General features: G+C 50.2%; 10 protein-coding genes. 3 read left to right on the top strand and 7 right to left on the bottom strand.

Going from position 1 to position 13,419, the window contains the following annotated elements:
• Nucleotides 1-41: 41 nt before the first annotated feature.
• Complete coding sequence (locus ACZ520_RS09250) at nucleotides 42-2,351, bottom strand: [protein-PII] uridylyltransferase family protein (RefSeq protein WP_464128358.1); 2,310 nt, start codon at nucleotides 2,349-2,351, stop codon at nucleotides 42-44.
• A 49-nt stretch (nucleotides 2,352-2,400) separates the two neighbouring features.
• A complete protein-coding gene (gene mutS, locus ACZ520_RS09245; protein WP_464128356.1) occupies nucleotides 2,401-4,902 on the bottom strand; it encodes a DNA mismatch repair protein MutS in 2,502 nt (833 codons plus the stop codon).
• 157 nt (nucleotides 4,903-5,059) lie between these two features.
• On the opposite strand from mutS, the gene ACZ520_RS09240 reads away from it, so the two are divergent.
• Complete coding sequence (locus tag ACZ520_RS09240) at nucleotides 5,060-5,749, top strand: transposase (protein WP_464128353.1); 690 nt, start codon at nucleotides 5,060-5,062, stop codon at nucleotides 5,747-5,749.
• 61 nt (nucleotides 5,750-5,810) lie between these two features.
• On the opposite strand, the gene mpl is transcribed toward ACZ520_RS09240, so the two are convergent.
• From mpl to ACZ520_RS09215, 5 genes are read right to left on the bottom strand one after another with little or no spacing between them, the layout of a single operon-like run.
• Nucleotides 5,811-7,250 carry a UDP-N-acetylmuramate:L-alanyl-gamma-D-glutamyl-meso-diaminopimelate ligase gene (gene mpl, locus ACZ520_RS09235; RefSeq protein WP_416480633.1) on the bottom strand — a complete coding sequence of 480 codons (1,440 nt, stop codon included), beginning with the start codon at nucleotides 7,248-7,250 and terminating at the stop codon, nucleotides 5,811-5,813.
• Nucleotides 7,222-8,283 carry a serine hydrolase domain-containing protein gene (locus ACZ520_RS09230; RefSeq protein ID WP_374032966.1) on the bottom strand — a complete coding sequence of 354 codons (1,062 nt, stop codon included), beginning with the start codon at nucleotides 8,281-8,283 and terminating at the stop codon, nucleotides 7,222-7,224. The genes mpl and ACZ520_RS09230 overlap by 29 nt, the downstream gene beginning before the upstream one ends.
• On the bottom strand, nucleotides 8,283-9,212 hold the full coding sequence (locus ACZ520_RS09225; protein WP_464128350.1) for a S66 peptidase family protein: 930 nt from the start codon (nucleotides 9,210-9,212) through the stop codon (nucleotides 8,283-8,285). Before ACZ520_RS09225 ends, ACZ520_RS09230 begins: the two co-directional genes overlap by 1 nt.
• Nucleotides 9,213-9,215: 3 nt before the next feature.
• Nucleotides 9,216-10,499, bottom strand: coding sequence for an adenylosuccinate lyase (gene purB, locus ACZ520_RS09220; RefSeq protein ID WP_088565279.1), 1,284 nt, complete (start codon nucleotides 10,497-10,499; stop codon nucleotides 9,216-9,218).
• Complete coding sequence (locus ACZ520_RS09215; protein ID WP_464128346.1) at nucleotides 10,496-11,800, bottom strand: hypothetical protein; 1,305 nt, start codon at nucleotides 11,798-11,800, stop codon at nucleotides 10,496-10,498. The genes purB and ACZ520_RS09215 overlap by 4 nt, the downstream gene beginning before the upstream one ends.
• Before the next feature lie 173 nt (nucleotides 11,801-11,973).
• Here ACZ520_RS09215 and ACZ520_RS09210 point away from each other — a divergent pair, with 173 nt between their 5' ends.
• Together ACZ520_RS09210 and ACZ520_RS09205 are read left to right on the top strand one after the other, a co-directional pair.
• Complete coding sequence (locus ACZ520_RS09210; RefSeq protein WP_374032961.1) at nucleotides 11,974-12,528, top strand: glutathione peroxidase; 555 nt, start codon at nucleotides 11,974-11,976, stop codon at nucleotides 12,526-12,528.
• 110 nt (nucleotides 12,529-12,638) lie between these two features.
• Nucleotides 12,639-13,409, top strand: a complete 771-nt coding sequence (locus tag ACZ520_RS09205; RefSeq protein ID WP_088565281.1) for an outer membrane beta-barrel protein — start codon at nucleotides 12,639-12,641, stop codon at nucleotides 13,407-13,409.
• Nucleotides 13,410-13,419 lie beyond the last annotated feature (10 nt).

The raw sequence follows: 13,419 nt of genomic DNA, 5'->3' as shown, positions 1-13,419 counted from the left end.
AAAGAGCCCCTGCGAGGGCTCTTTTTGTTTTTAGGGATGTCCTAAGAACCCAATCGCTCCGACAAAGTCTTCACCAGTTCCTGCGCATCGCCTGATGGCTTCACCACAAAGATATCATCCACCTGACGACCCCACGTGTGCACACGCGCGGACTTGATACTCATACCGGCATCACTCAAAGCCTTGGCTGCAGAGGCCAGCAGACCCGGCTGATCGGCCCCTTTAAAACTCACAACCCATTCCTTGTCATCTGCACTGACAATCTGAATCGTATCAAACTTCACGGCCGGCACGGGTTTGCTTTGCACGGAGGCGTTTTCAATCATTTTTGCCAGCGCCGCAAGATTGCGGGAACTCGTCACCTGGAACCAGTCATAGACACCCACCTTCGGCAGCGTATGAATGGAGGCGTGGCGGATTCCCAGACCCAATGAATACAACTGGCCCACGTAATCACTTAAAAGGCCGCGACGGTCTTTTTTGTCGTGGAAGCGGATCCACAGCTCCCCCTTGCGGGTTTTTAGCATGCGTGGTTTTAACGACACTTCGCTGGTTTCGGCTTTCTTCAAGTCATCCACCAAATCCGTTAAAGAAACACTTTCAAGCAACTGAAGGCCCAATTCTTCCACCACTTCAGCACTGAGGTTCAACTTCTTGCGTTTCTTTAACGACTCGAAATCAAAATAGTTCTGCGCACGTTTGGATTGAAGATTTAAGACCAAGTCCTTTAAAAGTTTCGCCTTCCAGTCATTCCACGCTTCGGGATTGGTGGCGCGAATGTCGATCGCGGTGAACAGCGCCAAGCGTAGAAGGCGGGCTTCAGAAATGCCTTTTTCACGCAGCTCCTGCCAGACCTTGGGGTCTTTCGGATTTTTGCGGAAGGCCGCTTGTGAAAGCTCCAGATGGTTTTGCACCATCCACTTCACTTCGTCCGTGAAAGCTTTTGAAAATCCGTAGCTTCGGAAATCTCGCTCAACAATCATCACGCCCAAGTCTGAATGGTGCTCGGCACTTTCAAGACCCTTGGCAAGATCGTGATACAAGCAGGACCAGGTCAGAATCTTCCAGTCTTCCTTGGTCAAATCCTTGCTGATAAATTTCAGCGGCCCCAGCTCTGAAGGTTTTTTATAGATACGTTTTACTTCACGACATGCCTGCATGATGTGGGAATCTGCGGTGAATCTGTGATATTGATCGTGCTGAACATAGCCCACCAGACGGCGGACCTCTGGCACCAGCTTGTCGATCAGGCGTGAACGAAACACGCTGACCAGGAACTCGTCGGATTCCTTTACGTCCAGGACTTCATCCAAAGCTTTACCGCGGCGTTTGGCCATGGTTTTCACCAGCTTATCAGGGATGAGTGAATCCAGATTCTCGCGGACTTTCTTTTGCACCAGAACGCGCGAACTCTTATGTAACGCAGCTAAAAAATCCTCGAACTTTTTAAAAGTGCCACTTTCAATTTTGCGCAGATCTTTTTCCGAGGCCTCAGCAACCTCGACGATCCAGTCTGAATAGAAGCTCACACGGGAAAGGCCTCTTTGCAGGCTGCGCATGAAATCCTTGTGCGACTTAAAGCCCATCCATTTCCCCAGATCAAACTGCACGGCGCTTGAAAGGATGTCGCTATGACCATCCAGATGAAGCTTCTGGCGCAAGCTTAGGAAATAACTGCGATAGTACTGAAGCACATTCAGGGCGTGACCGGGATTGTTGAATTTCTCGGCGAACAGTTCATAGATCTGCAGGCCCTGCTCCAGATCCCTCAGCCCCCCGGGGCCGAATTTAATATTGGGCTCCAGATAGTTGGTGATGGAGTCAAAACGCTTCTCGCGATTCTTGCGTTCGTCTTTGACAGCTTTCAGCAGAATGCGACGGAAGTGCTTTTTACGGGCCCAGATGTTCTTTTGCTGTTCAAACAGCTTACGGGCCCCTTCGGCGGTCAGTGGTTTAGCTTTTAAAAGCGCCAGAATGTCGAAGGCTTCAACCCCTTCGGTCCAGTCTTCCATGTTCAGGGGCATGCGATAGCGAAGCTTTAAACCACGCTCATGCAAATGATCAGTGAAGGCTTTGACTTGCGCTTCATCGCCACAAAAAAGGATGTCGATATCGGATTTGGGACTCAATTCACCGCGGGCCCAGGACCCCAGCATGATGGGATGAGTGTCGCGCCACTGTGGATTTTCTTTCAGGATTTCTTCTAATTTGGTGCCCAGCCAGTGGGACAGACTTTCCGAGGAAAAACAAAACACCTGGCGCACATCCCCGTCCGGTGTCATCAGAGGGGGAGTCAGGATTTCCTGCGCCTGTTGAAACTGCTCGGCTGTCAAAAACGTCTTGTGGGCCATAAAGTCCTCTGACTTTAAAGGATCACCGAATTTGCCAGCCGACTCAAGTCTAAACGCGCTCGACGATCTCTTTCCATTTAGCGACCTGATTCATAACATCCAAAGGACTTGTCTGCATCAGCGGGAACTTTTGCAGCTCTTCCATCAGCGACTTCATGGTCTCACCACGGCGGGCTGTTTCCGGATCGACAGCCTCAACCGCCTCGATGTAGGGCTCTTCAGCAGTCAAAGAATCCAAAAGCGACAACTGGCTGCTGGCTTGAACACGTTTGGATTCAATGTCACGCAGAAGGCTTTTTGCACGCTTGGTGACGGTCGCTGGCAGACCAGCAAGCTCGGCCACCTGAACCCCGTAGGATTTCAACGCCGGACCCTTAACAAGGGTGTGAAGGAAGCGGATTTCGCCGTTTCTTTCCGCCACTGTCATGTGGGCGTTGGTGATCTGACCGAAGCTCTGATCCAAGGACGTCAGTTCGTGGTAGTGAGTGGCAAAGAAGGTCAAAGCCTTCACATCACTCAACAGATGCTCAAGGATGGATTGTGCCAGGCACATGCCGTCAAAGGTGCTGGTCCCGCGACCCACTTCATCCAGAATCACCAAAGAATCTTTGGTGGCATTTTTCAACATCGCGGATGTTTCAGTCATCTCGACCATGAACGTGGAAAGCCCTTCAGACAACTGATCACTCGCCCCAATACGGGTGAAGATCGCATCAAAGATCGGCATTTCGGCCTCGTCACAAGGAACGAAAGAACCCATCTGTGCCAAGATGGCATTCAAAGCCACTTGACGCATCAATGTGGATTTACCGGCCATGTTGGGCCCGGTCAGCAGCAGGCAGGAATGCTGGCGAAGCTCCAGATCGTTGGCAACGAAGTTCTTTTTTACGGTCTGCTCAACCACCGGGTGGCGGCTGGCTTTCATTTTCAAAGAACCGTCAGCCGAGAATTTCGGACGGACGTATTTTTCCTCAAGGCTCAGCCATGCAAGGCTTGCCACCACGTCGACTTCACTGCACTCGTGCGCCAGCGCCAAAAGACCCGGACACTGAGCCAGGATTTCTTTACGAAGAGCTTCAAAGAATTCGAATTCCAGATCCGCACGCTTGGTGTTGGCGCTAAGAACTTTTCTTTCAAGTTCGATCAGTTCATCTGTGCAATAGCGTTCTGCATTGGTCAAAGTCTGCTTGCGCTGATAGTGCGCCGGTGCTTTGTCCTTATGGGAATTGGTAATTTCGATGTAATAGCCAAAGACGTTGTTATAACGGATCTTCAGACTGGAAATACCGGTCTTTTCTTTTTCCTCAGCTTCCATGCGAGACACCATGGCCTGCGCATTGGTGGAAAGCTCAATCAGCTCATCCAGTTCCGGAGACACACCATTACGGATCAAATAACCCTGCTTGGTCGCCAAAGGTGGATCTTCAACCAGGGTGCGCTCAATTTTATAAGCCAGCTCGCGCAGACCCTCAAAGTTCGCCTTGCCACCGGTGGCATGAACCAAAACTTCCAAAGCACTGATTCCGGCGTGCACACTGCCCGCCAAAGCCAGCAGATCACGGCCATTGCACTGAGGCTGGGAAATCTTACCCAGACGTCTCTCGATATCGCCCATCTGACCCAGAATCTGACGAACGCGTTTAAGCTCCAGAACATGATTGCGCCAGAACTCGACTGAATTCAGTCGTTGCTCAATTGCGTTCAGGTCGCGCAATGGGAAGCTCAACCACTGACGCAGCAAACGGCTGCCCGCAGAGGTCTGCGTGCGGTTGATGGCGTGGAACAAGCTGCCCAGACCTTCACCTTTGTAGGTCGAGAAAACTTCCAGGTGACGAAGTGTCGTGCTGGAGATTTCCAGACGGTGCTCAAGATCACGCATTACAAAAGGAGAAATGGTCGCCAGAGATTCTTCGCCAGACATATTGCCGACATAAGAAACCAAACGAGCTGCCGACATCGGCGCCTGGTTTTTCAGAAGCGGATGAAGCATATCTGCGATGTCTTCATGATGGCTGATCAGCACACCCTCAATACCCGTCAGCAAAGATTCATCTTCTTTGGCGATCACGATCTCGGCCACCGGCAGAATCTGCAGGAAGCGCAAAAGTTCTGTGGTCTTTTTGGAGCGGAAGAAGAACGCCTCGCCCGTTGTTGTATCCAGGAAGCTTAAAGATTCGGAATCAAGGCTGACCAGATAGTGAGGCTTTGTGCCGTCCAGAGTGTCAGAGTCATAAACCATCCCCGGCGTCAGAACGCGGGTCACACCGCGCTTCACGATACCTTTGGCAAGTTTTGGATCTTCCAATTGATCACAGATGGCGATCTTAAATCCCGCAGCCAGAAGTTTATTGATCGGGCCTGCGATAGAGTGATGAGGAACTCCGCACATCGGCGTTTCGTCCTGGGATTTTTTATTTCTTTGAGTCAGCGCAATTCCCAGCACCGGTGCTGCTTTCACAGCATCATCAAAGAACATCTCAAAGAAGTCCCCCATACGGAAAAGAAGGATTTTATCTTGGTGGACAGACTTGATGTCCCAGAACTGTTTCATGAGCGGCGTAAGATTCGACATAGGCCAAAAAAACTAACGAAACCCCGCCCCACTTTCACCCAAAAAACCCAAATAACGCACCGCACCCCTCAAAAGGTACCTGCTTACTTTTTCCGAAGCACTGCGCCGGAATCCAGCCGCCTTATTCAATCAAAAATTGCCTATTTTGCAGCCACATTTCGCACTGTATTTGCAAAACCGTCTTGCCATGCCAAGAAAGATAGTTCCGGCTTCTGCCGATCTTCCCTACCATATCGTCGCGCGCTCCCGAAATCGGGAGTGGTTTCCAATCCCCCGCCCCGCAGTATGGTCGATTATGGAAGACTATCTTTTCTTTATTTCTTACGCCTACGAAATCGAAATATTGTCATTCGTTTTAATGGACAACCACTTCCATATGATCGCCAGAGACCCCAAGCAAAAGCTTGGCGAAGCCATGAACTACTTTATGAAAGAGACCAGCAGACACATGAGCACTAAAGCTGGAATGATAAATCAAATCTATGGCGGCAGGTACCACAAGACACTTATCAGCAACCCGCTCTACTATCTACACGCCTACAAATACATTTACAGAAATCCAGTTGAAGCGGGCCTGTGCAATCAAGTGCAAGACTACCCCCATTCAACGCTTTCGATCTCTTTGGGATTTCATCGACTGGGCTTTCCGATATATCCAGACAACACGCTTTTTGAAGCGCCAGACGCTATATTAGCCTGGCTAAACACAGCTCCTGATCCACAAGACAAGGAGATGGTGCAAAAGGCCCTTCGAAAATCAGAATTCAAAATTCCAACGGTAAAAAAGAATGAGCGCCCGCACAGACTGTCCAATTCTCGGTATTGAACAGTCTTTACGCAGCGCTTCGGAAAAAGTAAGCAGGTACCTTTTATTCAGCAGGTACCTTTTATTCGAGGGCTTTTAGGAGTTTGGTGTAGATGCCGTCGAAGCCGCCGTTGCTCATGATCAGGATGACGTCGCCTTTGTGGGCTTTGGATTTCAGGGCTGCGACGATGTCGTCAGCTGTGTCGAAGTCCGCTGCGGTCACTTGGGATTTCTTGAGGTCATCGACCAATTCATGCGTGGAGAAACGGTTTTCTTCGTCGATCTTGGTTTGATCGAAAGCTTTTGCCAGAAGAACTTCGTGAGAACCTTTGAAGGCCTCCACATAGTCTTTCTGGAAGACTTTACGACGGGATGTTGCACTTCGTGGTTCAAACACCGAGAACACCTTGCGGCCCGGATATTTCTTCTGAATGCCTTTCACCGTTTCACGCACCGCTGTTGGGTGGTGGGCGAAATCTTCAATCACCAAAATACCGTTCGGCTCACCCAGAATCTCCTGACGGCGCTTCACACCTTCGAAAGACTCCAACGCAATCTGGATGCGGTTTTCAGAGAAGCCCAGCATTTTGGACATCGCCACCACCGCCGTCGCATTCAGAACGTTGTATTCACCGGTAATCTGCATGGCATAAGGGCCCAGAATCTCACCGCGGTGATGAACCTCAAAGCCCAGACCATTGGCATTTTGGAACATGATCTTCGCGCGGAAATCCGCCTCCGCCCCAAAGCCGTAAGTGAAAGAGTTCTTGCACTTGGCAAGCTTGCGAAGCTCCATCACATTGGCGTCTTCCGCACAAGCCAGCAAAGTTCCATTTTCAGGAATCAGCTCCATCAGGCGCGCGAAAGATTTCTTCACGTCGTCAAGGTCCTTGTAAATATCCGCGTGGTCAAATTCCACAGAAGTCAGAACCACGTGTTTTGGACGGTAGTGAATGAATTTTGGAACTTTATCGAAGAAAGCCGTGTCGTACTCATCACCCTCGATGATGAAGTAATTGCCTTCCGGATTTTTGAAACTTTGAGAGAAGTTCTTCGGAATCCCCCCGATCAGGAAACCCGGTTTTACTCCGGCATTTTCCGCCACCCAGGCCATCATCGAAGTGGTCGTGGTTTTTCCGTGAGTCCCGGAGATCACAACGCTTTCACGATTTTCAATGATGAACTCACCCATTGCTTTTGGCAGGGAGGTGTACGGAATCCCCAGCTTCATCAGCTCTTGGGCTTCTTCGTTGTTCGCGGAAATCACGTTCCCCACGATCACGAAGTCTGGCTTTGGATGCAGGTTTTCGGCTTTGTAGCCTTTCATGATATTGATGCCCAGATTTTCCAACTGGGTCGACATCGGAGGATAAGGATTGGAATCGCTGCCGGTGATTTTAAAGCCGCGGTCTTTCAAAAGACCTGCCATGGAGGCCATCGCCGTCCCGCAAATACCCATCAAGTGAATGTGACTGCCTGGTTTGATATTCATCTTAAAGTCCACTTCTTCTGTAGTTTTCAACAATCCAATTATGAATTTCCGGACGTAATTTGCCAAAGGCTTTGTTATCAGATCCGTACAAGACCCGGTTGGACAGAATGATCACACTCAAATCCATCTTGGGATCATACCAAACGGAAGTTCCCGTAAAGCCCGTGTGCCCAATGGAATCCAAAGAGAAATATGTCCCGCAGCTTGCAGAACCCGGAGTCGGCATCATGTAACCCATAGCCCAGTCACCCTTGCCTTCCGGCAAAGCTCTTTTAGCAAACAACTGGGCTGTCTTCTGACGGATGGAATAACGGGCAATTCCCATCAAGTGCGAACGCAGATGCAAAGAGAACCAGCCGGCATCGTCAATGCTGCCAAACAGGCCCGCATGGGTGGAAACCCCGCCCAAAGACCACGCATTCAAATCATGCACTTCGCCCTGAACCAGTTTGCGGCGAACCGGACATTCCTCGGTCGGCGCATACAAAGAGGTTTTGTGAACAGGCTTGTTATCCGGATGGAACTCCAAGGTCGTGCCCAGATAGAATTTGTTTTTGATGTCCGTCCAGACATCATCCAAAGACTTGTCGTAAAGTTTTTCAATGACGAACCCCAAAACCAGGAAGCCCACGTCAGAATATACCGCCGTGTCTTGCTTCTCAATTTTCAGATTCTGCAGCATGCCCTGCAACTGTTCACGGCGTTTATCGCGCGGCAAAGTCGTGTTGATCTCCTGATACAGCGGCAACCACCACGCCAGCCCTGAACTGTGAGTCAGAAGCTCGGTGATGCGGGTTTCTTTGTGCGCAAACCAAGGCAAAAGATCCGCCACTTTGGTTTCAAAGTTCCACTTACCAGCCTCAAAGGCCTGAATCATGGCTTGAGTCGTGAAAATAACTTTCGTCAAACTAGCCAGATCGTAATAGGCATACGTGTTACCCACGGCCACATCACAGATGATTCGCCCGCCCTGATAAGCACGCACCATTACACCCGGAGTGGTGTCACGAATACGGTCTTCAAGTTGAGTGATCAGATTTTTTTCCAGTACAGAAAATTTCATTATGGACGTCCTCCGGTATCGATTGTCAGAACGGTGCGGTTGTTTGCCACCACCAGTTCACAGGGAGTATTAAAGGGCACAGGTCGTTGCACCGGCGCATGTCCGGCTTCAAGACCCTTAAAGAGCGGAATTTCCAAATCCGCAGCCCAGCGTTTAAAGACCAATTGAGTTTTATCTTCAGTGCCATTGGGTTCGTTGCCACCAATGAAATCACCCAGCACAATGCCGTGGCATTTTTTCAGAATGCCGGCCTGACGAAACTGTTCAAACATGCGATCAATGCGATAGCCGCGTTCGCCGATATCCTCAACAAACAGCAGTCTGCGATCCGCATCAACCTGCCAAGGCGTTCCCAGCGTGGACTGCAAAACCGTCAGATTGCCGCCCACGATTTTCGATTTCAGGGTTTTCACCTGGCGAGCGGCTTCGTTCATTGGTTTCAATTTCTTGAATTCAACCTGGCGGGTTTTTCCAAACAAAATGTCATGAATTTCTTTTTCATGTTTGGCAGAAACCAGATTGCGTCCCAAACGATCCAACAGAGGCGCATGCAGGCTGGACCAGCCCCATTCCTGATTCACAAAAGTGTGCAAAGAGGAAATGTCACTGATACCGATCAGCAGTTTCGGTTCTTTGGGCTTTTTCATTTTCGCCAAGAACGGGATCAGACGATTGCTGCCGTAACCACCGCGCAGACACCAGATCACGCGGGAATCCTTGGACTCGATAGCAGCCTTCATAAACTGCCAGCGCGCCTCATCTTCATGAGCATGCAAAAAGTGCGGCTTGATGATGCCCTTGGGGATGCGCGGCTGCAGATTCCACTTTTTCAGGAATGCACGCGCCCCTTCCACCTCTTCGGGTTTGGACGGATAGCCCGGAGCCACCACATCAATCACATCATTTTCTTTCAAAAACTTCCAGGTCATTGTCTACACTCTCTTGATGATGTCTTTGATGGCTTTTTTATGTTTCTTGCCGGTGAAGATCTCGTCGATCTCTTTGGGTTTCAAAAGTTTCTGGATCTGCTCATCCACCAGAAGTTTGTCTTTCAAATGCTCCCCGTAAGACAGGGAATGACACAGACGCTGCACCAACGCGTAGGCATCCTCACGGATCATTCCTTTTTGAATCAGGGCCAGCAGCACGTGGGAGCTGAAAATCTGCCCCTGGGAGCTTTCGATATTGTCCATCATGCGTTTCTTGTTCACATCCAGACCATCCAACAAAATGCTCATGCGGTTGCAGGCATAGTCCGCCACAATAAAGGCATCCGGGAACACCACGCGTTCAACCGAAGAATGGCTGATATCACGCTCGTGCCACAATGCCACGTTCTCAAATCCGGCAATGGCATAACCACGCAACAAACGGGAAAGGCCGGTGATGTTTTCCGCACTGATGGGGTTTTTCTTGTGCGGCATCGCCGAAGAGCCTTTTTGCCCCTTGGTGAAACCTTCAGTCACCTCACCCACATCACTGCGCTGAAGATGACGAAGTTCCACAGCCAGACGCTCAAGACCCGTTCCAAACAAAGCCAAGGCCGAAAGCATTTCCGCATGACGGTCACGCGGGATCACCTGGGTGGCGATGGTTTCAGTTTTAAGTTTTAGTTTCTTTGCCACCAGAGATTCAATCTTCGGAGCTTGCGATGAATAAGTCCCCACCGCACCGCTCAGCTTGCAGATCATCATGTTATCAAGAGCGGCTTTCACCCGTTTTTTATTGCGTTGGGTTTCAGCAAGGAAGCCGGCCATTTTGAATCCGAACGTGGTCGGCTCTGCGAACATCCCGTGAGTGCGCCCCGCGCACAGCGTTTCAGCGTGCTTGGTCACCAAAGACTTCAGGGACTTTTCCAGCGCATCGATGGATTTCATAAGAACCACACCCGCCTCGCGCACTTGCAGACTGAAGGCCGTATCCAGCACATCCGAAGAAGTCATGCCATAATGAATGAACTTGCCCTGGGGGCCGACGTTTTCAGCCAGATTGGAAACAAACGCGATCACATCGTGTTTGGTTTCGCGTTCGATTTCAGAAATTCTTTTCACATTGAAGCGAGCTTTTTGAGCGATGACCTTGGCTGCGTTCTTGGGAATGATACCGAGCTGGGATTGAACCTGCGCCACGGCAATTTCAACTTCCATCATTTTTCCGAACTTGTGGTCGGCATCCCAAAGAAGGCCCATTTCCGGGCGGGTGTATCTCTCAATCACGGATTTTGTTCCTTTCGCTTCTTCTCTTTTTGCTCTTTCAGAAGTTTTTCTTTCCACCAGTTCACAATTTGCAACTGGATGCGCTCATGATTGTCAAAGTAAGCGCCCCAACTGTAATGCGGCCATACTTCAGGCCCATCCAGATGAAGATTGACAAAACCCGCGCGACCACGACGGGAGGTCTGTTTTTCCCCGAACACCGGGAAGCGTGAAGCTCCCAGTTGCGCATAAGTGTAGTAATACTCCTGCGGGAAACTGAGAATCTGCGGATCCGACAACGACATGCGCGCCATCAGCAGATTCTTCATGCGGTCACTGCGCACAGTCAGGTATTCTTTGTTGAATCGCTGGACTGTCGGGATTCGCATCCACACGTCAAACTGATCTGCCAGTGAAGTTCTTTGCAGAACCATCATGTTTTCATGAGTCCATGGTGACGACAGATCATCAACCACCAGCATATGCAGCGGCAGACGATCGCGCTCAAAGCATTGCTGCAATCCCACCCGGTAACGAACCCAGCACCATTCAGGCTCCAGCGCCCCTTCCGGGAAGAAGTATTTCCCCAGACGCTCATTCAGGAAATACGTCTCTTCACTGGAAAGCATCCAGACGATCTGCTCCAAACGGAACAATCCCTGTTTTTCACCGGAAAGTTCAAGTCCGGTGATGGATTTGCCACCACCAAAGGACACGTCCATGATCTGATGCGGGCGCATGACCTCAACACCTTTGCTGGCAAGCCAGGTCAGGGATTTTTCAAGGCCATTGCGAGTCGCCTGACGAACCAGGAAAGAAGAAGACAGCGGTGCCGCCGCCCCGACGCAGGCTCCGCGGGCATTGGGAGCATAGGTGGTTCCAGACCACTGATGCGCCAGATGCAAAATCCAGCTCTGATCAAAACTCAAGGCCTCAAGATGCTTGTACAGATTCTTAGCGGTTTTATCAGGACTGCTGCCGGCGATGAGTTCTTTGACTGGGGTTGCCAGTGAAGACTGATCCAGCTTGTACTTGCTGACCGGACCTTTAAATTCAAAAGGACCTTCCTTCAGCCACAAAGTAAAGCCGTTGGAAACTTCATCGTAAGGATCATCGGAATACAAACGCTCAAGCTGGGACTCGGAAATGCGTTCGTTGCGCAAAAATCCAAAAGGACCTTCAACGTCTTCCGAGGGCCACACACCCAGTTTCGAAGACACATCAACAAGAGTTGTTTTGATACCTTCTTTCGCCAAGGCCGCCGCCAGCCAGTGACCGCGACCAAATGCTGAAATCAAGATAACGGGACTGCCCAGTTCCATCGCCGAGATAATCTCCTGTTTTTGAAGTGAATTAGAATCCTAAAGGCTCTTAATGATTAGAAAATCACGAATTGATAAAGTCAAAGGTGCGCACTGCATCCAAAGGGTTTCCCAGGGCTTTTTCTTGTGAATTGCCCCCGCCCCCTCTAGAATACGAGCATCAAGGGGACACCATGCGTATTTTTGCTCTTATCGCCCTCATTTTGTGCACTTCCTTTGCCTGGGCCAAGGACACACCCGCGAGCTTCTTTGATCTTTCCGCCAACTCGCTTTCCGGCAAAAAGGTCAACTTCTCCACATACCGCGGAAAGGTCGTTCTGGTGGTCAACACGGCTTCCCAATGCGGCTTCACACCCCAGTTAAAAGAGCTGGAAGAAATGTACAAAAAATACGCAGACCGCGGCTTTGTCGTTCTGGGCTTCCCATCCAACGACTTCAAACAGGAAAAAGGCACGAACGAAGAAGTTCAGACTTTTGCCACCAAGGAATTTGGCGTGACCTTCCCGTTGTTTGATAAGGCTCCGGTCAGCGGCAAGGACATTCAGCCGGTTTATCAATTCCTGACGACACAAAAGCCCGGTTTGATCTTCAAAGATGTGGCGTGGAATTTTGAAAAGTTCCTGATCAATCGCAAAGGACAGGTGGTTGAACGCTGGAGTTCGATCACCAAACCCTCCTCGGACTCCATCACCAAATCCGTGGAAAAAGCCCTGAACGAACCTCTCTAAAAAGTCCGGTGTCCCAAAGCGAGACAAATCGAAGATTTCTGGACTCCGTTTTGATACTTTGCTTTGAAGTTTTACCCCTTTTGATTCGATAATATCAGGAGGGGGACCTTGTGAAAACCACAGCTCGATCACTTACATACAGCCTTCTGATTTTACTTGCTTTGGGGCTTAGCCTACCCTCGAAATCCCTGGCCCAGTCTGATCACAAATCCTATCTGATTTCCCAAGTTGACGCGGACGAAGCTTACGACCCATTCACTGATTATTCTGAATTTGAAGAGGAATCCGACGAAGAGGCTGACATCAACTTCTTCCGCAACGGCCGCTTCTTCACGATTGGCTTGGCCGGCGGTATGCGCGGCTTTACCGGCAACTTTGCTGATGCCTATTCCTCGGCTCCGACTTTTGGTATTTTCCTGACTTACTTCTTTGACCTGCGCCTGGCGATGAGCCTGGGTTTCCAGACGGGCGACCACGCCGTGAAATTCACCGTTAACAACCAATCCAAAACTTACGAAGGGAACGTGTCGATCACGGCCGTGAACTTTGACTTGAAGTACTACATGAACACCCAGAACGTGACCCGCGGGCTTGCGGATCTGAATCCGTACATCCTGGGTGGCTTGGGGCAGTTCTATCGCACCTACACGATTGCGGGCCTTGATGGTTTCAGCCGTGATTCAACGATGGGTTTTGATATCGGTGCGGGTTTGGAGATCCCTTTGATGCGCAAAAAAGCCTACCTGGGCCTGCAAGGGACTTATCACTATGTGAACTTCAGTGACGAAAATAAGTCCTATGTGGACGGCACTGAAAAGCTGGATAAAAATCTGACCGGGGACTTCTATAACTTCCTGGTGATTCTGGGGATGAACTTCTAATCATCCCCCT

The sequence above is a fragment of the Bdellovibrio sp. BIS2 genome, assembly GCF_055398295.1.
This window is presented reverse-complemented; position numbering and strand designations above follow the sequence as displayed.

Excerpts from the sequence above, each read along its gene's own strand:
- ACZ520_RS09230 (WP_374032966.1), bottom strand. The coding sequence starts at position 8,283 with ATGAAATTTTCTGTACTGGAAAAAAATCTGATCACTCAACTTGAAGAC.
- ACZ520_RS09225 (WP_464128350.1), bottom strand. The coding sequence starts at position 9,212 with ATGACCTGGAAGTTTTTGAAAGAAAATGATGTGATTGATGTGGTGGCT.
- ACZ520_RS09215 (WP_464128346.1), bottom strand. The coding sequence starts at position 11,800 with ATGGAACTGGGCAGTCCCGTTATCTTGATTTCAGCATTTGGTCGCGGT.
- ACZ520_RS09250 (WP_464128358.1), bottom strand. The coding sequence starts at position 2,351 with ATGGCCCACAAGACGTTTTTGACAGCCGAGCAGTTTCAACAGGCGCAG.
- ACZ520_RS09210 (WP_374032961.1), top strand. The coding sequence starts at position 11,974 with ATGCGTATTTTTGCTCTTATCGCCCTCATTTTGTGCACTTCCTTTGCC.
- mutS (WP_464128356.1), bottom strand. The coding sequence starts at position 4,902 with ATGAAACAGTTCTGGGACATCAAGTCTGTCCACCAAGATAAAATCCTT.